Annotated in this window: 21 protein-coding genes; 8 read left to right on the forward strand and 13 right to left on the reverse strand. The window is 43.2% G+C overall.

Annotated features, from left to right (window positions below; genetic code table 11):
• Window position 1: 1 nt before the first annotated feature.
• Together FLP08_RS07445 and FLP08_RS07450 are read right to left on the reverse strand one after the other, a co-directional pair.
• Entirely contained in the window at window positions 2–418 is a 417-nt protein-coding gene (locus tag FLP08_RS07445) for a Na+/H+ antiporter subunit B (protein WP_156275505.1), read from the reverse strand.
• A gap of 3 nt (window positions 419–421) precedes the next feature.
• Entirely contained in the window at window positions 422–2,770 is a 2,349-nt protein-coding gene (locus FLP08_RS07450; protein WP_156275507.1) for a putative monovalent cation/H+ antiporter subunit A, read from the reverse strand.
• 299 nt (window positions 2,771–3,069) lie between these two features.
• Between FLP08_RS07450 and FLP08_RS07455 the strand changes: the two genes are divergently transcribed.
• A complete protein-coding gene (locus tag FLP08_RS07455) occupies window positions 3,070–4,842 on the forward strand; it encodes a M61 family metallopeptidase (protein ID WP_156275509.1) in 1,773 nt (590 codons plus the stop codon).
• Window positions 4,843–4,952: 110 nt separating this feature from the next.
• On the opposite strand, the gene FLP08_RS07460 is transcribed toward FLP08_RS07455, so the two are convergent.
• The 5 genes from FLP08_RS07460 to FLP08_RS07480 all read right to left on the reverse strand — a co-directional run bounded on the left by FLP08_RS07460 (window position 4,953) and on the right by FLP08_RS07480 (window position 11,360).
• The gene (locus FLP08_RS07460) at window positions 4,953–5,249 is read right to left on the reverse strand and encodes a FoF1 ATP synthase subunit delta/epsilon (protein ID WP_156275511.1); all 297 of its coding nucleotides are present in this window, start codon (window positions 5,247–5,249) and stop codon (window positions 4,953–4,955) included.
• Between the two features lie 80 nt (window positions 5,250–5,329).
• Window positions 5,330–6,841: a F0F1 ATP synthase subunit beta gene (gene atpD / locus FLP08_RS07465; protein WP_156275513.1), complete on the reverse strand. Its 1,512-nt coding sequence runs from the start codon at window positions 6,839–6,841 to the stop codon at window positions 5,330–5,332.
• 255 nt (window positions 6,842–7,096) lie between these two features.
• Window positions 7,097–8,944 carry a glutamine--fructose-6-phosphate transaminase (isomerizing) gene (gene glmS / locus FLP08_RS07470; RefSeq protein WP_156275515.1) on the reverse strand — a complete coding sequence of 616 codons (1,848 nt, stop codon included), beginning with the start codon at window positions 8,942–8,944 and terminating at the stop codon, window positions 7,097–7,099.
• 9 nt (window positions 8,945–8,953) lie between these two features.
• Entirely contained in the window at window positions 8,954–10,531 is a 1,578-nt protein-coding gene (gene bamH / locus FLP08_RS07475) for a BamH family beta-barrel-assembly machinery protein (RefSeq protein ID WP_156275517.1), read from the reverse strand.
• A 19-nt stretch (window positions 10,532–10,550) separates the two neighbouring features.
• Complete coding sequence (locus FLP08_RS07480) at window positions 10,551–11,360, reverse strand: glycogen/starch synthase (RefSeq protein ID WP_156275519.1); 810 nt, start codon at window positions 11,358–11,360, stop codon at window positions 10,551–10,553.
• A 110-nt stretch (window positions 11,361–11,470) separates the two neighbouring features.
• On the opposite strand from FLP08_RS07480, the gene panC reads away from it, so the two are divergent.
• The 5 genes from panC to radA are packed head-to-tail and all read left to right on the forward strand — an operon-like array spanning window position 11,471 to window position 16,216.
• Window positions 11,471–12,319 carry a pantoate--beta-alanine ligase gene (gene panC, locus FLP08_RS07485; protein ID WP_156275521.1) on the forward strand — a complete coding sequence of 283 codons (849 nt, stop codon included), beginning with the start codon at window positions 11,471–11,473 and terminating at the stop codon, window positions 12,317–12,319.
• Between the two features lie 8 nt (window positions 12,320–12,327).
• Window positions 12,328–12,678, forward strand: coding sequence for an aspartate 1-decarboxylase (gene panD, locus FLP08_RS07490; protein ID WP_156275523.1), 351 nt, complete (start codon window positions 12,328–12,330; stop codon window positions 12,676–12,678).
• Between the two features lie 4 nt (window positions 12,679–12,682).
• On the forward strand, window positions 12,683–13,648 hold the full coding sequence (locus FLP08_RS07495; protein ID WP_156275524.1) for a lysylphosphatidylglycerol synthase transmembrane domain-containing protein: 966 nt from the start codon (window positions 12,683–12,685) through the stop codon (window positions 13,646–13,648).
• A gap of 35 nt (window positions 13,649–13,683) precedes the next feature.
• Complete coding sequence (locus tag FLP08_RS07500) at window positions 13,684–14,832, forward strand: alpha/beta hydrolase (protein WP_156275525.1); 1,149 nt, start codon at window positions 13,684–13,686, stop codon at window positions 14,830–14,832.
• A gap of 19 nt (window positions 14,833–14,851) precedes the next feature.
• Window positions 14,852–16,216 carry a DNA repair protein RadA gene (gene radA, locus FLP08_RS07505; RefSeq protein WP_156275527.1) on the forward strand — a complete coding sequence of 455 codons (1,365 nt, stop codon included), beginning with the start codon at window positions 14,852–14,854 and terminating at the stop codon, window positions 16,214–16,216.
• 72 nt (window positions 16,217–16,288) lie between these two features.
• On the opposite strand, the gene FLP08_RS07510 is transcribed toward radA, so the two are convergent.
• Window positions 16,289–17,326, reverse strand: coding sequence for an NADP(H)-dependent aldo-keto reductase (locus FLP08_RS07510; RefSeq protein ID WP_156275529.1), 1,038 nt, complete (start codon window positions 17,324–17,326; stop codon window positions 16,289–16,291).
• Between the two features lie 192 nt (window positions 17,327–17,518).
• Here FLP08_RS07510 and FLP08_RS07515 point away from each other — a divergent pair, with 192 nt between their 5' ends.
• Window positions 17,519–18,487, forward strand: a complete 969-nt coding sequence (locus FLP08_RS07515; RefSeq protein ID WP_156275531.1) for a carbohydrate kinase family protein — start codon at window positions 17,519–17,521, stop codon at window positions 18,485–18,487.
• 6 nt (window positions 18,488–18,493) lie between these two features.
• On the opposite strand, the gene FLP08_RS07520 is transcribed toward FLP08_RS07515, so the two are convergent.
• From FLP08_RS07520 to FLP08_RS07540, 5 genes are all read right to left on the reverse strand, one after another.
• Window positions 18,494–19,462 carry an OmpA family protein gene (locus tag FLP08_RS07520; RefSeq protein WP_156275533.1) on the reverse strand — a complete coding sequence of 323 codons (969 nt, stop codon included), beginning with the start codon at window positions 19,460–19,462 and terminating at the stop codon, window positions 18,494–18,496.
• Window positions 19,463–19,471: 9 nt separating this feature from the next.
• The gene (locus FLP08_RS07525; protein WP_156275535.1) at window positions 19,472–20,233 is read right to left on the reverse strand and encodes an exodeoxyribonuclease III; all 762 of its coding nucleotides are present in this window, start codon (window positions 20,231–20,233) and stop codon (window positions 19,472–19,474) included.
• A gap of 78 nt (window positions 20,234–20,311) precedes the next feature.
• Window positions 20,312–23,293: a GEVED domain-containing protein gene (locus FLP08_RS07530; protein WP_156275537.1), complete on the reverse strand. Its 2,982-nt coding sequence runs from the start codon at window positions 23,291–23,293 to the stop codon at window positions 20,312–20,314.
• A gap of 115 nt (window positions 23,294–23,408) precedes the next feature.
• A complete protein-coding gene (locus FLP08_RS07535) occupies window positions 23,409–24,956 on the reverse strand; it encodes a glycine--tRNA ligase (protein WP_156275539.1) in 1,548 nt (515 codons plus the stop codon).
• A 65-nt stretch (window positions 24,957–25,021) separates the two neighbouring features.
• Entirely contained in the window at window positions 25,022–25,906 is an 885-nt protein-coding gene (locus FLP08_RS07540; protein ID WP_156275541.1) for a DUF8428 domain-containing protein, read from the reverse strand.
• Window positions 25,907–25,966: 60 nt separating this feature from the next.
• On the opposite strand from FLP08_RS07540, the gene FLP08_RS07545 reads away from it, so the two are divergent.
• Window positions 25,967–26,647, forward strand: a complete 681-nt coding sequence (locus tag FLP08_RS07545; RefSeq protein ID WP_156275543.1) for a ComF family protein — start codon at window positions 25,967–25,969, stop codon at window positions 26,645–26,647.
• Window positions 26,648–26,711 lie beyond the last annotated feature (64 nt).

Raw genomic sequence — 26,711 nt, forward strand, 5'->3', positions numbered from 1 at the left:
ATCAGGCCGATTCTGAAATTGTAAATATTATTGTTAAAGTAACTCCGTTAACCACCAGGTAAACCCCGATATCAAAAAAGAGGGCTGAACCCACACTGCCCAGGATCGCAATTGGATCGTGAGACCAAAGTCCTGTCATGAACGGTAGGTCAAACAATGCTACGGGGGCCAGTCCGCTTAAAAATGAAATAGCCAGTCCCAGGGGCAATAAGAAGCCTGGATGCATTATCAGGAGTTCCTTGGTCTTGTTCAATCCGTTTGCGAACGAATGCAGGATAAAGGCGATAGAAGCTATCAATCCTCCCACAAATCCACCTCCAGGCAGATAATGCCCGCGAAGCAAGATAAAAATCGAAAACACCAGCAATACCGGTAAAAGGTAATTGGAGGCTGTTTTTAAGATTATGGTTGTTCGCATATTCTATTTTTTGAGGTTTTCTTCGTTAAGGCTCCTGTCTGCATACCTTCTTCTATCCTTCATCTTCAGTCTTAATTTCATCAGCCCAAAAACACCCACCGCGGCTATGGAAAGTACAGATATCTCTATTAAGGTATCAGCTCCCCTGAAGTCTACCAGGATAACATTTACCACGTTCTTTCCGTGGGCCTCGATATAGGAATTTGCGGCGTAGAACTCACCAACTTCCTTACTAACCGGTTCAGATAACACCTCAAGAGCTAGAGTGGTAACGATCAATCCAAAAATGGTTGAAAGTATCCCATCCCTCACCCTGGTCTTATAATCTGAAAGTTTCAGATATTTCGGAAGCTTATATAGTACCAGCACAAAAAGGATCACGGTAAGCGTATCTATAGAGAACTGGGTCATGGCCAGATCTGGCGCGCTGTAAAAAACAAAGATCAAACATATAGATAATCCCACTACTCCCATTGCGGCAACCGCGGCCAGCCTGGAATCGGTAAACACAGTATAAAAGATACCAGCGATCAGGATAAGCGTGGTCGTGATCTCGTAGACCGTGATCTTAGAAAGTGAATTATAGTCTATAGTGAACCTGGTCTCATTTATCATAATATATCCCACCAGTACCACCAGAAAAAGGATGATGATAGAAATATAATTCCGTAAATAGCCATTCTGGAAGAAATTGGTCCAGAAGTTAGACACAGATACGAAGATCTTATTGAATTGCTCCAGGATATTTTCAGGTGAAATAAAATCCAGCCTGGCAATTCCATTTTCCAATTTCTTGGAAGGTTTTATCATGAAATACATAGCCGTTCCTACACCGATGGTGATCAAACTAAGGATAAATACAATATTGAAACCATGCCACAGGGCTAAATGAATTTCTGAAGCGTCTGCTCCCATGGCCGTTACCACCGGTTTTATAAGGGCCGATTCTATTATGAAAGGCGCAACCCCGAAAAGAACTCCTAAAGAAGCCAGTAATAATGGAGGCCCCCACATTAGAAAGCCCGGCATTTTTACATTTTCATGCTCTTCCGGCAACTTGCCAACAAAGGGCTTAATACCTGCCACGAAACCGGCATAAAGTAAAAATATCTTGGTGAGCACGATTCCTATCATCAGGAAGATAGCCAAAGACTCATAATGCAGGGCAGATTCATATGTTAGTTCTTTCCCTACAAAACCTATTGTTGGTGGTATTCCCGCACTGGAGATGGCCGCCAGAATTCCGGCAATCCCTACGGGAAGCATAATTTTATTAAGACCAGCAAGCCTCTTTACATCACGGGTATGCGTCTGGTGATCTATAATTCCTGTTACCAGGAAAAGCGTCGCCTTATAAAGGGCGTGCACAATGATAAATACTGCCGCCGCCAGGAAGGCTTCCTTAGTCCCCAGGCCGGTTAGAAAAACCAGTATCCCCAGTGCTGAAATGGTAGAATAGGCCAGAATGCCCTTAAGGTCTGTCCGGAAAATGGTATGCACCGCAGAATACAGCATAGTGAATCCTCCCACAGCGATGAGGGTATAATTCCAGATATTTTCACCTCCCAATACAGGAGTAAAACGCATTAAAAGATAGACTCCGGCTTTTACCATGGTTGCCGAATGCAGGTAGGTAGAAACCGGTGTTGGTGCCTTCATCGCTCCCGGTAACCAGAAATGGAATGGAAACTGCGCCGATTTAGTGAAAGCGGCTCCAAAAATGAATATCACCATCAGGAAATAAAATTCATTTCCCCTGATGGCCTCACTCATGGTGAGCATTTCTGAAATGCTGTATGTTCCGGTGATATTGTTTATCAACAGGGCGCCTGCCAGGAGGAACAAACCTCCGATCCCGGTAATACCTAGGGCTGTCATAGCCGATTTTCTCGAGGCCGGATTGGTATTATTGAAACCAATAAGGAAAAATGAACTTATACTGGTAAGTTCCCAGAAAACGAAAAGTGTGATCATGTTATCTGCAAGTACCAGCCCCAGCATCGCTCCCATAAAGGAAGCCAGGTAACCATAGAACCTATCCAGGTATTCATGTCCCTTTAGGTAGGACGAAGTATAGGCAAACACCAGGAAACCTATTCCTGTGATCATAAGAGAAAATAGCAGGGAAAGTCCATCAAGCTTAAAGCCCAGGTCCACCCCGAAAGATGGTATCCATTCAAAATTTCGCATGATTACCTCGCCGTTAGTCACGGGAGCGATGAATTGCGTAAAATAAATGAAAAGCCCCAGCGGCACTAAAGACGCCAGTATAGAGAGCTTACCTTTAAAGAATCTTCCCACAAAAACGAGAAAAATAGAGAATAAAAAGCCTGTAAGAATTGCGGTAAGCATACTTATTGAAATCTGTTTCCCGCAAATATAATAGTTATTATTGAAGAAATCCTTCTAGATAAATAGTTAGTCGACTTAAGTGCCTTCGGGATTAAAATTTTGAGAAAGTTTTAATTTAAAACCGAAGTAATAGAAATTGAGAAATCTTAAATCATTAGATTTTTTCAAAATTTTTAAAACTCAGATTTGAATTCAAATTAAAATCAACCATTCAGCTAAGCCTGATTTAAATCTCAAGGATTACTTTCTCATCACTCAAATAAAAAATTTTACATTAGAGCAAATTTCAATTTTTAAACATGAACAAAATCCTTTTCGCCCTTCTTTTACTGGGCTTCAGCCTTAATGCCCAAACCAATACCTACCATATCTCCTTTGAAAATGCTGAGCACCACGAGGCGCAAATAACGGCAAGCTTCCCACAGGTAAAGTCTAATTCCCTAATCCTAAGCATGAGCCGTACCTCGCCAGGGAGATACGCCCTGCATGAATTCGTAAAGAACGTTTATGATCTTAAAGCCACCAACAGCAAAGGAGCAGCTTTAGAAGTAAAAAGAATAGATCCCTATTCCTGGGAAATCAGTGACCACGACGGCACCGTGAATATCGAATATAAACTTTTCGCCAACCGTGGGGATGGCACCTATTCACAGATCGATGAAACACATGCTCATTTGAACATGCCGGCTACGTTTATGTTTGCAGAAGAATTGAAGCACAGACCCATAAAAGTCCACTTTGGAGTTAGAAAAGACCTGAATTGGAAAGTTGCCACGCAATTGAAATTGGAGTCTGGCACTACCTATTCTGCTCCAGACCTTTATTATTTCCTGGACAGCCCAACCGAAATTAGTGATTTTGATCTGAAAGAGTTCGAAACAAATGGCCAAACAATTCAATTCGCGCTGCATCACAAAGGAACCGAAGAGGAGTTCGACCAGTATTTTGACCAGGTGAAAAGTATCGTAGAACAGGAAGAAGCGGTCTATGGAGAACTTCCAGATTTTGATTTCGACAAATATACTTTCCTGGCCTGTTATATGCCGAATGTTTCCGGTGATGGGATGGAGCATCGCAACAGCACGATACTCACAGATAAGGAAAGTCTATCAGATGGTGGGATGAAAGGAAATATTGGAACTGTTGCTCACGAGTTCTTCCATGCCTGGAATGTAGAAAGAATCAGACCGGCCGAACTGGAACCTTTTGACTTCTCTGGAGCGAATATGACCGGCTCTTTATGGTTCGCCGAAGGATTTACAAGTTACTATACCGGCCTTATGTTATGCCGGGCAAAAGTAAACACCCCTAAAGAATACGTTGAAGGGCTATCGGGCACCTTCAACTATGTATGGAATTCACCTGCGTTGGAATATTACAGCCCTGTAGATATGAGCTACCAGGCAACATTCGTAGATGCCGCCACCTCGGTAGACCCGACGAACTGGGAGAACACTTTTGTATCCTATTATTCGTATGGGAGCATCCTGGGACTGGCGCTGGACCTTTCCCTGAGGGAAAAAGAGCTGAACCTTGATGATTTCATGGAGCTAATGTGGGAGAAATATGGCAAAACCGAGGTAGCCTATAAAGTAGAGGATATAGAGAAAAGCCTGGCCGAATATGCCGGAGAGCAATTCGCTGCAGAATTTTTCAGGGATCATATTTATAACAGCAAAATGCCGAATTACCAAGAATTGTTTAAGTCTGTAGGCATCAGCCTTAGCAGAGATGCAGATAAGTTTCATTTTGGGGCAGATCTAACGAAAACAGACGAGGGATTAAGGATCTACAGGAACACCTTCAAAGGCAGCCCCGCCTACGCAGCCGGCTTAGATTCCGGGGATATAATTATTTCACTTAGCGACAAACTTGTTACCACCCCAGAGGAATTCGCAGAACAGATCCAAAATTCAGATTATGAAACTGTAAAAGTGAAATTCAAAAGATTTGGAGAAGAAAAGGAAACAAAAGTAATTCTAAAAGGCAATCCAACCTATTCCATAAAACTAGATGAGAATGCTTCAGAAAAGGCTTTACAAAGAAGAAAAAAGTGGCTTGAAGCTAAGTAGTTGAAAAATAAACCTCACAGGTTCTGGAAACCTGTGAGGTCTAAGATTGTTGCATAAAAAAAGGCCTCTCCAAAGAAAGGCCTTTTTTTATATCATTTATGCAATGAAGGTTAATCTGCCAAAACAATGGCTTTATTATCCTTCATTTCTAGAACTCCTCCTTTAATAGTGTAGTAAAGAACATTAGGCTCAGAAGATTCTGTTCTAAATCCTGCCTGGTCTTTCCTTTTGATCTCATTATTGCTTCCGGCAGTAAGATTGATCTTTACTTCACCTTCAGTCAATGTAGAAACAATAGGAGCGTGATTGTTCAACATCTGGAATTCACCATCATGTCCTGGCACCTTCACGGCATCAACCTGCGCTCTGAAAACTACAGCTTCTGGAGTTACTATTTCTAAATACATTTTTTTCTTAGAATTAAGTAGTGAGTAATGAGCAGTTAGTATTCATTCTTCAATACTAACTACCCAATTCTATATACTATTTATGATTCAGCAAGCATTTTCTCTCCGGCCTCGATCGCTTCTTCGATGGTTCCTTTAAGGTTGAAGGCAGCTTCTGGCAGGTGATCTAGTTCACCGTCCATGATCATGTTGAAACCTTTGATAGTATCCTTGATATCTACAAGCACTCCTTTAAGACCAGTAAACTGCTCTGCTACGTGGAATGGCTGAGAAAGGAAACGCTGAACACGTCTTGCACGGGATACGGCAAGCTTGTCCTCTTCAGAAAGTTCTTCCATACCAAGGATGGCGATAATATCCTGAAGCTCTTTATATCTCTGTAATAACTCTTTTACTCTCTGTGCACAATCGTAGTGCTCATTTCCTAGGATATCTGGAGTAAGAATTCTTGATGTTGAATCAAGAGGATCCACCGCAGGATAAATACCTAGCTCGGCAATCTTACGAGAAAGTACGGTTGTTGCATCCAGGTGGGCGAAAGTTGTCGCCGGCGCCGGGTCAGTAAGGTCATCCGCAGGCACGTAAACCGCCTGTACAGAAGTAATAGATCCATTCTTGGTAGAAGTAATACGCTCCTGCATCGCACCCATCTCGGTGGCTAGCGTTGGCTGGTATCCTACCGCAGATGGCATACGTCCTAGAAGTGCAGACACCTCAGAACCTGCCTGGGTAAAACGGAAAATGTTATCTACGAAGAAAAGAACGTCTTTCCCCTGACCTTCTCCAGCTCCATCACGGAAATATTCCGCGATAGTAAGACCAGAAAGAGCCACACGAGCACGTGCTCCTGGAGGTTCGTTCATCTGCCCGAATACGAAGGTAGCCTTAGACTCCTTCATTACATTTTTATCTACTTTCTTAAGATCCCATCCACCTTCTTCCATAGAGTGCATGAAATCGTCACCGTATTTGATAATTCCAGATTCCAACATCTCTCTAAGAAGGTCATTCCCCTCACGAGTACGCTCACCAACTCCAGCAAATACTGAAAGTCCACCGTGACCTTTGGCAATGTTGTTAATTAATTCCTGGATAAGTACTGTTTTACCAACACCGGCACCTCCAAAAAGACCAATCTTACCACCTTTGGCATAAGGCTCGATAAGGTCGATTACTTTAATACCAGTGAAAAGTACTTCTGTAGACACAGATAGATCCTCAAATTTTGGTGCTTCACGGTGAATTGGAAGACCGTCTTCTCCTTTCTTAGGAAGATTTCCTAATCCATCGATCGCGTCTCCTACTACGTTGAATAATCTCCCGTATACATCCTTACCAATTGGCATCTGGATTGGGTTTCCGGTAGAAAGAACTTCAACTCCACGGCTAAGACCGTCGGTAGAATCCATCGAAATCGTTCTTACCACGTCCTCACCAATGTGCGATTGCACCTCAAGAACCAAAGTAGAACCATCTTTTCTGGTAATTTCCAAAGAATCGTAGATCTTTGGCAGTTCAGCGTTTTCTGAGTCGAACACAACGTCAACTACAGGACCAATAATCTGGGCAACTTTACCTGTGACTTTAGACATTTATCTAATTCTTTAATTTTTAATAAGTAAAATTCAACAACCTATTTTACTGATTTCAAAAATCATAAATAAAAAACAGGTCATTTTCAGGCTGCAAAGATAAATTTTTCTGTCAAAAAACATATTGAAAAATTGAGAAGTTTGAAATGTTTCCCAAAACAGCTAAAAAGCTGATTTAAAAGCATCAATTCCGTAAAACAAAAAAGCCCTCCCGAATGATCGGGAGGGCTGAAATTATAGGTTTTCAGATAATTTCTATTCTACGGTCACAGATTTCGCCAGGTTTCTTGGCTGGTCTACGTTCTTACCTAACATAACCGCGATATGGTAAGAAAGCAACTGTAACGGGATAGTAGTAAGAAGTGGAGAAAGAGACTCCATAGTTTCTGGAACTTCGATCACATAATCTGCCAGTTCTCTTACTTCCTCATCACCTTCGGTAACTATACCAATGATCTTTCCTTTTCTGGATTTGATCTCCTGAATGTTACTTACCACTTTCTCATAATGCCCTTTCTTGGTAGCAATTACCACTACCGGCATTTGCTCATCGATAAGAGCAATAGGACCATGCTTCATCTCTGCAGCCGGGTAACCCTCTGCATGTATATAAGAGATCTCTTTAAGTTTTAAGGCTCCCTCTAAGGCAACAGGGAAGTTATATCCTCTACCCAGGTACAGGCAGTTCGCCGCATCCTTATATTTAAAGGCTACTTCCTGGATCAGCTTATCAGATTCAAGCGCTTTTTTAATTTTTTCCGGAATTCTCTCCAACTCCTGAAGGTGGAACTGGAAATCACTATGGGAAATGGTCCCTTTGAATTTTCCGAGTTTCAAGGCCATAAGAGTTAAAACCGTGATCTGAGTGGTGAATGCTTTTGTTGAAGCAACCCCAATTTCAGGTCCCGCGTGAGTATATGCACCTGCATGGGTTTCACGAGAAATAGATGATCCTACCACGTTACAAACACCAAAGGCAAATGCACCTTTTTCCTTAGCCAACTTAATAGCCGCCATGGTATCGGCAGTCTCTCCACTTTGAGAAATGGCTATCACCACATCATTTTCAGAGATCACCGGGTTTCTATACCTGAATTCAGAAGCATATTCAACTTCAACAGGAATCCTGGCGATATCTTCAAAAATATATTCAGCAACCAGCCCAGCATGCCAGGAGGTTCCGCAGGCTACGATAATAAAACGCTTCGCATTGGCTATACGTTCCATATTGTCATCTACCCCGGCCATCCTGATCAAGCCCTGCTCCACAAGCATTCTACCTCTATAGGTGTCGCTTATGGCATTTGGCTGCTCATGAATCTCCTTAAGCATGAAATGCTCATATCCGCCTTTTTCTATCTGCTCAAGGTTCAATTGCAGCTCCTGAATGTAAGGATCTACCAATGAATCATCCTGGATCTTTCTAATTTTAACGTCCTTATGCCTTCTGATCACCGCCATTTCACCATCTTCAAGATAGATCGCGTTGTTGGTGAACTCAATAAAAGGCGAAGCATCTGAAGCGACGAAGAATTCATCTTCCCCAACTCCAATCGCTAACGGACTTCCTAATCTTGCAACTACAAGCTCATCTGGCTTGGTCTTATTAAAAACAGTGATAGCATAAGCTCCTACTGTTTGGTTTAGGGCGATCTGTACCGCTTTCCCCAGTTTCACACCTTCTTTGAGGATAACATCCTCAATCAGATTTACAAGAACCTCGGTATCGGTATCACTTTTGAAGGTATAACCCCTCTTTTTCAATTCCTTTTTAAGAGCATCGTAATTTTCAATGATCCCGTTGTGAATGATCACAAGATCTCCAGAATTGGAATAATGAGGGTGAGAGTTCACATCATTTGGCTCCCCGTGGGTTGCCCAACGAGTATGCCCAATACCAACTGTACCATTGGTAGAGATCTCACTTTCCAAACGATCTTTAAGATCGGCGACCTTACCTTTGGTCTTACTCATTTTCAGGTCCTTCCCGTCATATAACGCGATACCTGCACTGTCATATCCTCGATATTCTAATCTTTGCAGTCCTTTTAAGACGATAGGGTATGCTTCCCTATGCCCAATGTATCCAACAATTCCACACATTTTTTTCTACTAATTATAGTTGGTATAATAAATCTTTAATTTAAGCCTTTTATCCACATCATCTGCCATGTTCCCATACAGTATGGTTCCCGTTGGCGTAAGCGAATTCACAGAAGGGATCTGCTCCACCGGGCCGGGAGTATTTCTTACTGAAGACATTACAGAGCCTACAACATTACCTTGTTGATCTCTTGCTGCCACAGCATTAATATTTGGTACTATTACAAGGCCTAATTTCACATTGTCGTCACCTTCATTAATTATGCCACTAACGTGATTTGTAATTCTTAAGGTATAGAATCGGCCATTTTCATCCTCAGCTACGGGTTGTGAGAAATTGATAAGAGAATTGTCGGGATTACCTCCCCTGTAACTGATATCCACCCCATAATCAAAAAGGAATCGATTATTGTTCAGGTCATACAGATAAAGTCTTCTTGGCTCATCTCCGCTTACCAGGTCATCATTTACATAAAAAGTAAGATTTGCTTCATTTACCAGCAGCTCTTCTGCCCTGATAGCTTCAAGCTCGTCTTCATCAGGAAATAGTTCGATCACTGCCATACTACCTTCCTGGGCTTTTAAATAAAGGTTTTCTGCACCCATTTCGGCTGTTTGCCCAGCGATTGCCTGGCTAACACCCTCAGGGAATTCTCCGGTGAAAGTATTGAACCTGTTACTTCCTGAACCAACTCCAAGGTTGAACCTGGTTCTCACTCTCTCGGTTTCACCGTCCACTTCTAGATCTCTCTTATAATATAGACTTATACGTGAGGGGCTGTTCTGATCTGCAAAATTCAAAAGAACCTGGCTTCCTCCAGATCCATTCGGCTCTGCTTTGATCAAAAGACTGCGAATATAGTTTCTGAAATTGCCGTTATTGAGCAATTCACTTGAACCGGCCTTATCTAAAATCTTCTCCTGGAAATAATCTACCGGAAGTTTTATTCTAAGAGCAGGAGCATTAGCGATCGTGTCATTTTCTCCTTCAGCATTAATCTCATAGGTAGTAAAGGGCAAAGGGGACGGTTTGAATTCATCTTCAACAAAAAGTGGCTCGCCCACAATGTTCTGCTCTACCTGTTCCTGCTGATCTGAATAATATTTTTGTCTTTGCTCGAAGCCAACCTCCGGATCATAATCATTCAGGAAATATGAAGTTTCATAAATAGATAGCTTAAAGGACTCACTACCATAAATAGAATCCAGCTCATAAACGATCTCTTGGGCCGTAGAAGCTTCAGATTGACGAGAAAAATATGGAATGGTAAGTACCACACTGTCCAGCACGGGATTATCTCCAAAATCTGGATCTTCTGTAGACAGCGTCAATTGAGAAACTATGCTCGCCGCACCTTGCCCGTATACAGGGTTATTGGTCACCCCGAGAACGTTATTAGGCAGATTATTGGTTTGTACAGAATTAATTTTTTGAGAATATGCTTTTACCTCTACTTCTCGCAACTCAACATTTGAAGGATTGGTTATGATCTCCCCACCAACTTCGGTAAATTCTTCATCACAACCTGTAAAAGCGAAAACAACGGCCAGAAGGGCCGTCATTTGAAATAGTCTGTTTAATTTCATTTAAAAATCTAACTTACAATTAAGACAATACTTTCGTGTCATAAAATTCCTGATAAGCATGCGCGAAATTTTCCTTTTCGGTATATGGAAGAACTGGCTTGTTAAGCTTATCTATGTAGGTCTTCAAATCGTCTGGCACATTATCTCCGCCAATTACCACGGCATCTGAATTATCTACCGACGTTTTTAAAAGGTTCACGAAATTCGGGGTCTTCAAATGTTTTACATTCGCATTTTCCAATCCGTCGAACAACACCTTCTCACGCATCTCTTCATCTAACGTACCATCAAAGCTTTGATTGTAAACCGAGGTCACAATTTTTGAATCCTTGAACAACGGCTCGTTCCCGTAATAGTTCCTTAAGTATAAAGGAAGCAAGGAAGATAACCACCCGTGCACATGGATGATATCTGGTGACCAGTTAAGTTTTTTAACCGTCTCTATCACCCCTTTGGCAAAGAAAATCGCCCTTTCATCATTATCCGGGAAGAGGTTTCCATCCTCATCTGTAAGAGTAGCCTTTCTTTTGAAATAATCTTCATTATCAATAAAATAGACCTGCATTCTTTCTTTTGGAATAGAAGCGACCTTAATGATCAGCGGCATATCCAGGTCATTGATGACCAGGTTCATCCCGGAAAGGCGGATCACTTCATGCAATTGATGTCTTCTCTCATTGATATTACCGAACCTTGGCATAAATATTCTTATTTGCCCACCAAGGTTATTCACCATTTTTGCAGCTTCAAATGAGGTTGATGAGATATCGGTTTCAGGTAAGTAGGGTATAACTTCAGACGAGACGTATAACACTCTCTTATCTTTCATAAATTCTTTGCTTTAGTTACGTTTCCGAATAAAAAACACGCAAAATTACAAAAATTTATGCAGATTGCCAGAGAAATATTAAGTTTGCACGCTGTTAATTTTCTAACAAAATGCAGATTTTTAGGGAGAAAGATCCACTAGTACAGGCTATTCAGAAGGTAAAATCTGAAGGCAAAAGCATTGGCCTCGTTCCAACGATGGGCGCTCTACACGAAGGGCATCTTTCTCTGGTGAAGAATGCTTTAAAGGAATCGGACCAGGTTGTGGTAAGCATTTTTGTGAATCCCACCCAATTCAACAACCCCGATGACCTGGAAAAATACCCCAGAGACCTGGAAAAGGACCTGGAGTTGCTAAGCAGTCTCGGAGACATCTGGGTTTTCACCCCTGCAGCTGGCGAACTTTATGGCGAAAAGATACTTTCAGAAAGATTCGATTTTGAAGGCCTGGAAGCTGTCATGGAAGGCAAATTCAGAAACGGTCATTTTGACGGGGTGGGTACCGTGGTAAAGCGTCTTTTTGAGATCGTAACACCCAACAAGGCCTTTTTTGGAGAAAAGGATTTTCAGCAACTACAAATCGTTAGAAAACTTACCGAGAAGACCGGTCTGCCGGTAGAGATAGTAGGCTGCCCAATCTTAAGAGAAGAGTCCGGGCTTGCAAGGTCTTCAAGAAATGAACGACTTAGTGATCAAAATCGTAAAAAAGCGGCGTTCATTTACGAAACCCTCAAGGAAGCCAAAGAGCTATTTGGCACAGAAAGTGCTAATTACATTACCGAATGGGTAGAAAAAAAATTCCAGGAGCACCCATTTTTAGAGCTGGAATATTTTGAAATCGCCGACTCTAAGACATTGAAAAAAATTACTCATAAAGAAAAAGGAAATCAATACAGAGCATTTATTGCCGCCTATGCAGATGACATCAGGCTTATAGACAATATTGCTCTGGACAATTAATTTAAAAAATGCAGGTTCACGTAGTAAAATCTAAAATTCACCGCGTAAAGGTTACAGGAGCAGATTTGAATTATATTGGAAGCATCACTATAGATGAGGATCTAATGGAAGCAGCCAATATTATTGAAGGTGAAAAGGTTCAAATAGTAAACAACAATAATGGAGAGCGTCTTGAGACTTATGTGATCCCGGGCCCTAGAAATAGTGGGGAGATCACCCTGAACGGTGCCGCCGCCAGGAAAGTAGCCAAGGGAGATGTTCTTATTCTTATCGCTTACGGAATCATGGATATAGAAGAAGCCAAGAACTTCAAGCCTTCACTGGTATTTCCAGACGAAGAAACCAATCTTTTGAAATAAGCCTTTGAAAAAGAAGATCATCAAAATATTAAAAATCAGTATCCCCTTATTTTTGGGGATTTTTTTGGTCTGGTATTCTCTGGGCAGCTCCACCCCACAGGAGCGCGAGAACCTGTGGCAAAGCATCCTGGATGCGAACAAGTTCTGGATCCTGGTATCTTTCCTCCTTGGGACGATCTCCCATTTTTCAAGAGCCTATCGCTGGAAGTTCATGTTGGAACCTATGGGCTACAAATCTTCCCAGGCAAACAGGTTCATGGCCGTGATGGCCGCTTACCTCGCGAATTTTGGCATTCCCAGGTCTGGTGAGGTGTTAAGGGCAGTGACCATGTCTACCTACGAAGATGTTCCTTTTGAAAAAGGCTTCGGAACCATCATTTCTGAACGTGTAGCCGATCTTTTGATCCTGATGCTGGTAGTAGGCGTAGCCCTGGCCTTCCAGACAGACCACCTGCTGGCTTATTTACAGGAGCAGAATATCAAGCCTCTTAATACCTTTCTGATCTTTCTGGGTCTTGTAGGAATCATAATCCTGGGGCTGAACATCATTCGCCGCTCCAACTGGCTTCCATTTAAAAAACTGAAAGACCTGGCGAAAGGACTGCTGGAAGGCATGAAAAGCATCCTGAAAATGGAGCAAAAATGGGCTTTTTTATTTCATACCGTGTTTATCTGGAGCCTTTATTTACTAATGTTTTTCGTGATCCAGTTTAGCCTCCCCGAAACCACCAATACCCCTCTTGGTATCATAATGGCCGCCTTCGTGGTTGGCTCCTTTGCCGTTTCTGCAACTAACGGTGGGATAGGCGTTTATCCGCTCGCGGTAGGTGGTGTTTTGATCTTTTTCGGCGTTCAAGAGAATGCCGCAGAAGCCTTCGGATGGATTTCCTGGGCCACCCAAACCGCTGTAGTCCTGCTTTTTGGGGGCTTATCCTTTATTTTTCTCCCCCTTTTAAACAATAGGAAATAATAATTACCTTGTAGGTCCGAATCAATACTACACCTATGAAACGATTATCCCTTTTGCTGATGGCAATCTTATTGCCATTAGTGAGCATTTCCCAGATTAAATACGAGAGTTTTTCCTCGCAGAAACTCGGGGAAACCAGGCAGATAAAGATCCAGCTGCCACGTAATTACGAAAAAAACACCGAGAAAAGATATCCTGTAGTCGTCGTCCTGGACGGGGATTATTTATTCGAACCCGTGGCAGGGCTGGTCGATTATTATTCCTATTGGGATGATGCTCCAGAAATGATCGTTGTGGGCATCAACCAGGATGGAACCCGCATGAACGACACTTACTATTCAGACCAGAATTTTTTGCCGGAAGGAAAAGGAGCCAAATTCTTCGAATTCATCGGGATGGAACTTCTGGCGAAACTGGACCAGAATTATCGCACCGCAAATTTCAAGATCATCGTAGGTCATGATTTTACGGCAAATTTCATCAATTATTATCTTCTAAAGCAAAACCCGATCTTCAAAGGCTATGTCAACTTAAGCCCAGACCTGGCTCCGGAAATGGCCAACTGGGTCACCAGCGCCCTGAACAAATCTGAATCGAGAAAATGGTTCTATATGGCTACCGGTAGCGATGATGTCCCTGATCTGAAGGATAATATTATAAGCTTTGATGGGCAACTCAAGGGTCTAAGCAACGAACTGGTAGGATACAAATTCGATAATTTTGAAGATGCTACCCACTATTCGCTGGTGGGAAAGGCCATCCCTTCAGCCATTGAGAGCATGTTCGAGATCTACCGTCCTATTTCAACAAAAGATTATAACGAGACCCTGTTACAAACTTCGGTCTCTCCTTCTGCATACCTGGCGGAAAAATATAGTACTATCGAAGAACTATACGGAATTAAAAAGAAGATAAGTCTTAACGATTTTATGGCCGTTTACCGCGCCATAGAAAAAACCAGGAACTGGGAAGAGTATAAAGAGTTATATAAAATGGCTTACGACTCATATCCGGGGACTATGCTGGGCACCTATTTTGAAGCCAGATACGAGGAAGAAACAGGCAACCCAAAAAGGGCGATGAGGATCTACCAGAATGCCTATGGACAGAAGACCATCGCGTTTTTAGATTCAGATTTTATGCTTGAAAAAGCCGATGCGATTAAAAAAGATTTCGGTTATTAGCGCAAAATTGATCATCTAAATGGCCAAGGTAAAGACCACTTATTATTGTCAGAAATGCGGAGCTCAATATGCCAAATGGCAGGGAAAATGTAATTCCTGCGGCGACTGGAACACCATAGTCGAAGAACTGGTTCAAAAGCCAGATCCCAAGGACTGGAAGACTTCTGCAAAGAAAGAAGCAAAAAAAGCGGCCAATCCTTTATTGATCGCCGAGATCGAAAACACACCTCAAAACCGGATGAATACCGGTAATAATGAGTTAGATCGCGTGCTGGGTGGCGGCATCGTGCCCGGATCATTAACCCTTCTTGGAGGTGAACCCGGGATTGGAAAAAGTACACTCTTATTACAAATTTCACTTGGCTTAAGATATAGAGTACTGTATGTTTCCGGCGAAGAAAGTCAGCAGCAGATCAAGATGCGGGCAGAACGCATCAATCCGAATCCTGCAAACTGCTTCATACTTACAGAAACCAAAACCCAGAATATCTTCCGGCAGGTAGAAGAAGTAGAGCCGGAGGTGGTCATTATAGACTCCATCCAGACACTGCATAGCGACTATATCGAGAGTTCCCCCGGCAGTATTTCCCAGATAAGGGAATGTACGGCAGAACTTATCAAATTCGCCAAGGAAAGCAATACCCCGGTCATCCTGATAGGCCATATTACCAAAGAAGGAAGTATCGCCGGGCCAAAGGTACTGGAACATATGGTGGATACCGTTCTTCAATTTGAAGGTGACCGTAACCATGTTTACCGGATCCTTCGAGCGCACAAGAACCGTTTTGGTTCTACCCATGAACTGGGCATTTACGAGATGCAGGGCAGCGGCTTACGCGAGGTGATGAACCCTTCGGAGATCCTGATCTCCAAAAATGATGAGGACCTTAGCGGTACAGCCATCGCTTCTACCCTGGAAGGAATGCGTCCACTCATGATAGAGATACAGGCTTTAGTGAGCACAGCCGTTTACGGCACCCCTCAACGTTCAACCACCGGCTATAATGCGAAAAGACTTAACATGCTACTGGCAGTTCTCGAAAAACGTGCGGGCTTCAGGCTGGGTGCTAAAGATGTTTTCCTGAACGTCACCGGGGGGATAAGCGTAGACGACCCGGCCATAGACCTGGCGGTTATCGCGGCCATACTTTCTTCTAATGAAGACATCGCTTTGGAAAAAGATACCTGCTTTGCTGCTGAAGTTGGACTGGCCGGTGAAATAAGGCCCGTAACCAGGGTAGAGCAAAGGATACTGGAAGCTGAAAAACTTGGTTTTGCCTCGATCCTGGTTTCCAAGCAAAGCAAGATCCCTAAATCTGATTATAAAATAAGGGTCATCAAGGTCTCCAAGATCGAAGATGTGGTAAGCCACCTATTTGGATAGAACAACATAAATAAAAAACGGTCGAATAATTTTCGACCGTTTTTTATTTAATTCATTTTTTCTTTCAGGAAATCAGGGTGCGGGATTAGGGATCGCGGTATGTATCTTATCGATCTCCTCCAGGATCTCTTCAGATAAAACCACATCGATACTGGCTATATTTTCTTTAAGCTGCCCCATACTGGTCGCTCCTATGATATTACTGGTTACGAATGGCTGCTGATTCACGAAGGCCAACGCCAGGTGCGTCAGGCTCATATCATACTTGTCTGCAATTTCTTTATAGGCCCTGGTCGCTCTTACCGCCTCTTCGTTAGAGTATCGCTTGTATTGCGGGAATAAGCTCAACCTGGTATTCTCCTTAATTCCGTCCAGGTGTTTTCCACTTAAAGTTCCCATTCCCAGTGGAGAGTAAGGAAATAGACCAACATTTTCCCGATGGTAAATTTCGGTAAGCCCTATTTCGTCTTTCCGGTTTAGTAGGTTGTAAGGGTTTTGCACCGTCACTGGCTTTGGCAGATCAGAACGCCTGCTTTCTTCCAGGAATCGCATTAAACCATAAGGAGTCTCGTTAGAAAGACCTATCTGTCTTATCTTTCCTTCCTTCACAAAAGCATTCAGATTTTCCAGCACCTCCCTGAAATTATCCTCCCACTCTTCATTTTCCTGGTGTTCATATCCCAGCTGACCAAAAAAATTAGCATTTCGCTCCGGCCAGTGTAACTGGTAAAGATCTATATAATCTGTCTGAAGTCTCTGCAGGCTTTTTTCCAAAGCATCCTGGATAGCCTCTTTATGGAATCCAAGTTCCGGCCTGATGTGAGAAACCATATCAGAAGGTCCCGCCACTTTTGAGGCAATAACCACCTCGTCCCTTCTCCCGGTCTTTTTAAGCCAGGTTCCAATAACACTTTCGGTACTACCCTGGGTTTCCGGGCGCGCCGGCACCGAGTACATCTCGGCAGTATCAACAAAATTCACTCCCTGGTCCAGGGCATAATCTATTTGTTTATGGCCTTCAGCCTCGGTATTCTGCTGGCCCCAGGTCATGGAGCCCAGGCAGATCTTACTAACTTTTATATCGGTATTAGGGAGCTTGGTATATTTCATAATTCTCTTTCAATAGGCCTGCAATTTATAAATAATTAAGCCGTTAAGAAAACCCGATATTGCCTTAAATAACCGGTTTATTTCCATAAAGATTCAGTTTAAAACCTTGTCGATTTTTGATATATTTGAGAAAACCTACCTTTAAGTACCTCAGCAAATTATGCTGAAACATCTTTTTAAAAATTATTCCGGATGAAGAAAATAGCCATTTTAGGACCTATCCCGAGAGATACCATCATTACTCACAAACAGGAAACTATCCAGAAATATGGCTGCGCAACGCATCCGGCAATCGCTTTAGCCAAATTGATGAAAGACTCGGGCGAGGTGATCATCATCTCGCATGTTCATAAAAAAGATCATGAGGCGATCGCAGAGCTGTTCTCTGCATACGATAATGTAAACCTTGACGGGCTCGATTCTTCCAATGACCGTGGTACGGTGATCGAGCTAAGATTCCTGGACCAGAACAACCGGCTGGAAAAACAGACCGCCTTTATGAATCCCATTTTACCCAGGGACGTAGAGCCTTATATAGATGCCGATGCTTTTGTATTTGTACCTATCACAGACTTCGAAATTTCGCTGAGCACCTTAAAATACTTGAAAAGCAACAGCCAGGGACTGGTGATTTTCGATGCTCACGGGCAAACCACGGCCATGAACATCAATGGCAGTCGTGAACGGAAATTCTGGATAGACCGTGATGAATGGCTACCATTTATTGATGTGCTCAAAATGAACCTGGAAGAATCAATGTGCTGCTGGTTCAAGAACGAATACCAGATAGATGAGATGGGGCATTATGACGAAGAAAATACGGAGCATCTGGATGATTTTGCCAGCTATGTACTTAGAAAAGGAGTGAAAGTGCTTTATGTCACGCTGGACTCCAGAGGCTGTGTGGCTTACACGATGAAGAACGGGGAAATTCAGAAAGATTTCATTCCATCGGTTCCCGTAGATGAAGTTATAGACACTACTGGCTGTGGCGATTCATTTGCCGGAGGCCTGGCTTATGGTTTCACTTACCATAACGACCATATCATTGCCGCGCAATATGCCAATACCCTGGGCGCGTTAAGAACCCAGGGCAAGACATATGAAGTATTTAAAGATCTAAAAAAGACCGAGAAGATCATCCAGGAAAATTATTCCTGAACCGGTTTACAGCTCACTGTTCTCGTTGAGAAGTTTGGTGATCTCGTCAAGTTTCGGAGTAAGGATTACCTCTATCCTCCTGTTCTTGGCCTTTCCGGCTTCGGTATTATTTGGAGCAACAGGTGCGAACTCACCCTTTCCTGCTGCGGTAAGGTTTTGAGGATCTATACCGGCATTTTCTCTTAATATGTGTACTATAGAAGTAGCTCTCTTGGTTGAAAGATCCCAGTTATCCTTCAGCTGACCACTGCCACCATATGGAACATTATCGGTATGCCCTTCAATAAGAACAGCGATATCGGGATTTTGGGCCAGTACAGAGCCCAATTGCTTCACGGCTTTTCTACCTTCAGAATTTACCGCCCAGCTACCCGAATCGAAAAGTAGTTTATTTTCCATGGAAACATATACCTTCCCATTCTTCTGCTCAACCGTAAGTCCCTTCCCCTCAAAATTTGTAAGCGCATTGGAAACTGCATTTTTTAGGGCGTTCATCTTAGCATCTTTGGCCGCGATCACCGACTCCAACTCATCTATTCTTTGTGAACGCAAAGCGAGATCCTTTTCCAGCTTTTCCAGCCTGTTCTTTTCCTGGATCAAAGCCGCTTCTTTTTCGTCCAGTTGGGCTAGAAGTTCACGGTTCTGACGGGAGTTCTCTGCGATGGCTGCTGAAGAGTTCTGCTCCAATGCATCATAGGAATCTTCCAGGCTATCATAATTCTTCTGAAGCGCTCCCAGTTTTTGCATCAGCTCATTACGCTCATCTGTTAGCGTGTTGTATTGAGAATTCAAACTTGCCAGCTCCGCTTCCGTATCTTTACTGGAACTTCTTAATTTTTCCAGGTCATCGTTCATAGACCGGTTCTCACGCTGTAGATTTGCATTCTTACTCTCCAGTTCTCCATACTTTTTCGAAGAAACGCAGGAGGTGATCGTTGCTGATAAAACTATTACTGCTAAAGCTTTAAATTTCATATAATTGGTTTATTCTATTTCTACTAGAACGGGACAATGGTCGCTATGGTATGCCTCCGGCAAAATTACCGCTCTTTTCATCCTGTTCTTTAAAGGTTCTGCCACCAGGTTATAATCGATACGCCAACCTTTATTATTGTTCCTGGCATTGGCCCTGTAACTCCACCAGGAATAGTTATGAGGTTCATCATTGAAATGACGGAACGAATCTACGAAACCGCTTTTCATGAACCCGTCTATCCAGGCTCTTTCTTCAGGAAGAAAACCTGATACATTTTTAAGCCTTACCGGGTCATGTATATCTATGGCTTCATGGCAAATATTATAATCTCCGCAAATGATAAGGTTCGGGATCTCCTCTTTAAGGCCATTTATATATTCCTGAAAATCGTCCATGAACTTGAACTTATGGTCCAGCCTGGCCAGATTGGTGCCTGAAGGCAGATAGAGGCTCATCACCGAAAAATCTTCAAAATCTACCCTGAGGTTACGGCCTTCAGCATCCATATAATCTATGCCGGTACCGTAAGCTACATTTAGAGGTTCTTTTTTGCTGAGGATAGCCACCCCCGAATAGCCTTTTTTATCTGCAGAAAACCAGTAATGATAAGGATAACCCGCCTTTTCAAATTCTTCCAGGTCTAATTGCTCGGGTCTGGCCTTGGTTTCCTGGACACAAACTATATCTGGATTTGCCTGTTGCAGCCAGTCTAAAAAACCTTTACGAATAGCTGCTCGTATTCCATTTACATTGTAGGAGATAATGGTCATGAGGTCCAATTTTTCTCAAAAATAAGGCTATCTCGACTAAATCCAAGACTGCTTTTAATTTTCGGTAAAACTGTAATGTTATTTTACAATAAAGCGCTTTACCTTACCATAATCCCAGGTTCCTACCCGTAGTAGATAAACCCCGGTGGCCGCATAAGACATATCGAATTCATACACATAAGCATCCCCGTCGTTCTCGATCTTGTTTTCGATCATTTTCTGCCCTGCAATATTATGTACTGTGATCCTGAGTGGCTCGTCGAAACTGGTTTCCATGATTGCCCGGTACTGGTTATTGCCGTAGGACACCACCACCAGTTCAGCTTCATCCAGGATGAAATCCTTCACACTTAGAGTAGAATCGATGATATTCACCGAATAGTCATGAGTTGTTCCATAGGCCATGACCGAGCAGGGATCATTAAGATCACCAGGAAAACTGGTATCACCACCACGTATCCTCAATAGGTGCTGCCCTAATTTGGCGTTTGCGGGTATACTGAAATCATAAGAGAAAGCACGATTGATCTCCGGGATAACCTCAGAGGTTATCACCCTCTCATCGTCCTCGAAAACAGCGTTATCATTAAAGTCTATCCACATGGAAAATTGCTCTACGGTACCATCGGCAAAATTTGTTTTCACTGTCACCGTGAATTCTCCATCAGATCTATCCAGGTCTGTGGTCCCTTCTGAAAAATCTGCATAGCCATCGGTACAGGGGATCCTTTCGTTTAAGATCTCTCCCAGTTCAAAATAAAAGATACCGTCACCGGCAGTACAATCAGATCCTTCAGGAATACAATCCAGATTTGAAACGGCTGTGGTTTCAGTATCATTTGAGGTATCAAAATCATCTTCGAGCAAGGTGCTTGCCTGGACGGCGTACCTGCCTGAAGCTTCAAAATTAGCCGGCCTGTCGAAAGTATAGACCGCAAAATCTCCCACTTCCAGGGTTTGTTCGAAGGTTTCTATCACTGGTGCATTATTTCCAACCTGGTAACTTACCGGGATATTCTGTTGTGGCTCTCCTCCAAAATTTTCCAGGGTAATGGTTACAGTTTCGCTAGCGCTAAGATTCTCTGAAGTCACCGGCGTGTCGATGGAGGTTACCCCAACATCACGTGGAGGAAGGTTCTTCACACGGGCATCTATCAAATCGTTATTGGAATTGGAATCACTATCCAGACTAGTGGAAATGGTAATGGTATAAGTATTTCCTACTTCAGAAAGATCGGCAGGCTCATCGAAGGTAAATACCGTTGAACTTTCGGAAGCCAGGCTCCCGGTAAAAGTTTCGGTCACTTCGGGACCTCCATCAATGCTATAACTAACTTCGAAATTAGACTGGGCGCCCAGTCCAAAATTACGTATGCTCACAGATATCTGTTCAGAACTGGTTAAAGCTGCATCTTCGGGAGTTACCAGGGCAACCGGGCCAACATCGTTCTGCTCGGTCGCGGCAAACCTGAAGACACCTACTTTATTCACCCGATCCTGGCCTTCAAAATATTCCGCATTATGCCAGAAACTTACCCCATCTACGGGATCTATACTTAAATGAGCATAATCGCCATACCTCCCAGAAGAGCTAGGCTGCGGACTATTTCCTTCTACTATAGACTGTTCTTCCAGGGTCATCAAGCCTAACTGGTCGTTAGAAAAACGTCCTGTGTATCTTATCGAAGGGTAAACCGGGTCGCGGGCATCATCGTTCACCACGGTAAATCCAAGCCCGATATTCCCCTTAGCGTCCATCCCGATACTTCCCGAAAAGCGGTCGCTGGCGTCGGGTGCATAGGTCCCTTCCTGATAAACCGTCCAGGGCTGTCCATCGGCCTGCTGCCTTAGTTCATACCATCGTATCCCGGCATGTTTGGCAGGCGAAGGCTCCACGTCTACCACGAAATTCATCACTACAGAGTTATAGTTTGCAAACCTGCGGTATTGGGTCATATACATCATGGCTCCCTGCAAGGCGTCTATATCTACTGCCCCATCAGGCTGGGGAAGATTCTGAAATCCGCCACCATCAAAAGTGGCCTCAAAAGGAGTTATTCCATTGGTGATCTCCTGGCTTTCAGAAATAGTAGAAGAGGCTGGATTGTTCCAGTTTACATTGATAAGCCATAATTTTAAATGGTCCTGGTTCACCCCGGCCCATTTATCATCCTGAAGGTATATTATAGGAGCGTTGCCAGCCGGAGGTAGGTCTTTACCAACCACGCTGAAACCGGCGGGACTGTAAAAACCGTTGTTAAATATTCCCGGTAAAGGAAATCCTATGATCCTAACATCATTTGCACCTTCCAGCATCTTATCTCTTTCCAGTACATAGACAACTTCACGGCCTTCCGGAGAAAGTGCGTCTTTATTGGTGGTGATATAATAACCATCTTCCCACATGGAGATCTTCGGGTAATCTGGTAAAGACTCAAGGTCAAAGCGATAGGTGTTCCACCCACTGTTCACTGGATCTGAACCGTCTGCCACTGCAAAAAGCAAAGCAGGAGGAGTCGAAGATCCGTCTTCGGCACTAAATTGCATTAAAATGAACCTGTCTGCAGCCTCATCGTAAAATACGATGGGATCCCCGTCTGTTTCATTGGTAAAGGTCCCGCCAATACTTGAAAGCGAAGAACCGGGAACCACATTATTTCCAGATTTATCCCAAATGGCAAATTCAGAATTCCAGGCATTCACATAATAATCTTCACCTACAGCCCCGGTAGGATCTGTAGGGGTAGACCTGGAGATAGCTCCGTCAAAGATCAATAGCGGAGATTTTGCGGGAATATCTCCCTTTTTGGTTTGCAGGTTAGGGTTCACCGTTTTTGGCAACCCTTTCCCCGGCACTACTTTATTGATACCTCTTTTACGAGGATTGAAAATTTTTGGTTTCTTTAGAGAAGGTATCAGCCTGGCTTTAGAAAGAGGACCAGATTTAACCACACTGGCAGAATCTATAAAGGCAGGACCTGCGATCTCGTTAGTTTGTGATACTGAATCCAGATGAAAAACGAAGCTTAAGACAAGTAGGAAAAGTAATTTTTTCATCATTTAAGGAGTATTCTACAATAATTCCCTAAAAATAGGAATTAAGATAATAACTGAAATAAAAAAAGGCAATTAATACATTAATTGCCCTCTTTAAATTTATGTGAAAACCAGGTCTCTAAACCTCGAAATCTTTCATCCAGGTCTTGAAGTCGGTCTCTTTTCTAATCAGTGCGTCCAGCTCCCCGATCTTAACTCTTTTTTGCTCCATAGTGTCGCGGAATCTTACGGTTACCGAATTGTCTTCCAGTGAATCATGATCTACGGTGATACAAAGCGGAGTTCCCGCGGCATCCTGGCGGCGGTATCTTCTACCAATGGCATCTTTCTCGTCATACTGAACCCTGAAATCCCATTTAAGATCGTCCACGATCTTCTGGGCCAGCTCAGGAAGCCCATCCTTTTTCACCAGTGGAAGAATGGCAGCCTTGGTTGGCGCAAGTACAGCCGGCAACTTCAGCACTGTTCTCGTATTGCCATCTCCCAGGTCTTCTTCCTTAAGGGATGATGAAAGCACGGCCAGAAACATCCTGTCCAGACCTATCGAAGTTTCGATCACGTAAGGCACGTAGTTCTCTTTCATTTCAGGATCGTAGAACCTCAGCTTTTTACCAGAATGCTCCTCGTGGGCCTTCAGGTCGAAATCTGTCCTTGAATGTATACCTTCCAGTTCCTTGAAGCCGAATGGGAAATCGAATTCTATATCTGCTGCGGCATTGGCGTAATGCGCTAATTTTTCGTGATCATGGAAACGATAGTTCTCCTCTCCAAGGCCTAGCGATTTATGCCATTTTAATCTTGTCTCTTTCCATTTCTCGTACCATTCCAGCTCTTCACCCGGTCTTACGAAGAATTGCATCTCCATCTGTTCGAATTCTCTCATTCTGAAGATGAACTGTCTCGCAACGATCTCATTCCTAAAGGCTTTACCTATCTGGGCAATCCCGAATGGGATCTTCATTCTACCCGTTTTCTGAACATTAAGGAAATTCACGAAAATACCCTGAGCGGTTTCCGGACGCAGGTAAAGGTCTGTGGCAGTATCTGCTGAAGCTCCCAGCTTGGTTCCGAACATCAGGTTGAACTGTCTTACTTCTGTCCAGTTTTTGGAACCGGTTTCAGGATCGGCAATGCCTAATTCCTCGATGAGGGCCTTTACATCGGCAAGGTCTTCATTGGTTAGTGACCTGGCCAATCGCTCCAGGATTTCCTTACGCTCCCCAAGATATCTTTGAACTCTAGGATTGGTTTCCTTATACATCTCCTCATCGAAGTCTTCGCCAAAACGTTTTTTAGCTTTCGCGATCTCCTTTTCGGCCTTCTGAAGAAGCTTTTCGGCATGATCTTCTACCAGCACATCGGCTCTATATCGCTTCTTGGAATCCTTGTTATCGATAAGCGGATCGTTAAAAGCATCTACGTGCCCGGAAGCCTTCCAGGTAGTTGGATGCATCAGGATAGCCGCATCGATGCCCACGATATTCTGGTGCAGCTGCGTCATGCTCCTCCACCAGTAATCTTTGATATTCTTCTTTAATTCTGCTCCGTTCTGTCCATAATCGTAAACGGCGCTTAGCCCGTCATAGATTTCACTGGATGCAAAAATATACCCATACTCCTTAGCATGGGAGATTACGTTCTTAAAAAGATCTTCTTGTTTTGCCATGGCGCAAAAATAAAAAAACCGCCCTGAATAATATCCAAGGCGGTGGCTTATTTATTAATATCTAATTATTTCAGGGTAAAGCTTCCAGTTCCTAGAAGCATTGCGTCGTTATACACATATACCTTGTAATTCCCTTCCAGCAACCTGTCTTCAATGGTCTTAGCCAGGATGCAAACATCCAGCTCTTCATTTTCATAAAAAACCTTGGATGCCGCGCTGTAAACCATGGTCCCTCCTTCATGCTGAACCACGATCTCGTCTCCTACAAGCTCATTCTCGGGGTTGTAAACCTGAACATACATGTTCTTTTCTCCCGGCTCGGCAAGGTCGTTGGCAGTAATGGTAAAGCAGGTTCTAATCTGGTCTACCCTACGGTTATTATCATTTTCTACCAGTTTCCCGCTATTCCTAACGATCACCCCTTCTCCTGAAAGGCTGGTAAGTTTTAGCCTCGAGGCTTTATCTACCTTGGTAGAAAGGCTTTGGTTTGTTGTTTTCAAGGAATCAGACAACCTGGTTCTTTCCTGAAGAGCTACACTGGTGCTGTCCAGGCTGGTACTTAGCATCTGGTTTTCGGCGCTTAGGCTATCTACAACCCTGAACAAACGGTCTTTTTCAGCCTTCAGGTTTCCTATCTCACGACGATACCTGGAGATCAATACCAGGTTAGCTTCATTATCTTTTACAGAATCCAATAATCTAGAAATTCGATCTCTCGCATTTACCAGGTCCTGGTCCATGATCTCGTTTTCCTCAATGGCCTCATCGTATTTTACGATAAGCTCATTAAGTTCATCCTCGATCACCGCCTTTTCCTTCTGCAGGATCTCTTTATTTTCTTTTTCCTCATTATAGAATTTTATGGTATAAATGCTAAGCGCAACCAGGGCTACAGCAAGAATACCGGTTAAAACCTTCAATGCGGTATTGTTCTTTTTTTCTGTCATCATAAGTTTAATTTAGTTCGTAAATTTAGATTTTTAACTAAGTAAGCTACAAGGCATTAACAAATGTTTCACGATTTCGTTGATCTTCTTTATCCCAGACTCTGTCACATTTGCGAGGCCGAAATGCTCAAAAATGAACACATTATTTGCACCTCCTGTCTGCACGATCTTCCGATCACCAATTATCATCTTGATAACGACAACCCTGTAAAAAAAGTATTTTTTGGTCGGGTAAAGATAGCAAAAGCAACGTCATTACTGCATTTTCGAAAAAAAGCCGGTGTTCAGCACCTTATTCACGACCTTAAATACAGGGGGCACCGTGAGATTGGAGCCTATCTGGGGAAGTGGCTGGGTGAAGAACTTGCAGCTGTACCAGATTATAGTGAAATAGACCTGGTAATACCTGTGCCCCTGCATAAAAGCAGGCTGAAAGAAAGAGGATATAACCAGGTGGAGGACTTTGGAAAAGAGATCGCAAAACAACTGAATGCGGAATATGTTGACAATCTGCTACTGAAGGTTAGCTCGACCCAAACCCAGAGCCTAAAAGACCGACTGTCGCGCTGGGGAAAACTGGAAGACACCCTGGTTATTCAAAATAGCGAACAGGCTGTTGGAAAACATATACTTGTAGTAGATGACCTGGTAACTACCGGTTCCACCCTGGAAGCCTGCGCCCATAAGTTGTTGGAGATCCCGGGTATAGAGCTGAGCATCGCTACCATGGCCATTACCGACTGATTTTTTCCCTAAAAAAAGGGCCCGTCCATTGATCCGGCCGGGCCTGCAATTATCCATTCTATTC

Source organism: Christiangramia aestuarii (genome assembly GCF_009735585.1).
GTDB classification, from domain to species: domain Bacteria; phylum Bacteroidota; class Bacteroidia; order Flavobacteriales; family Flavobacteriaceae; genus Christiangramia; species Christiangramia aestuarii.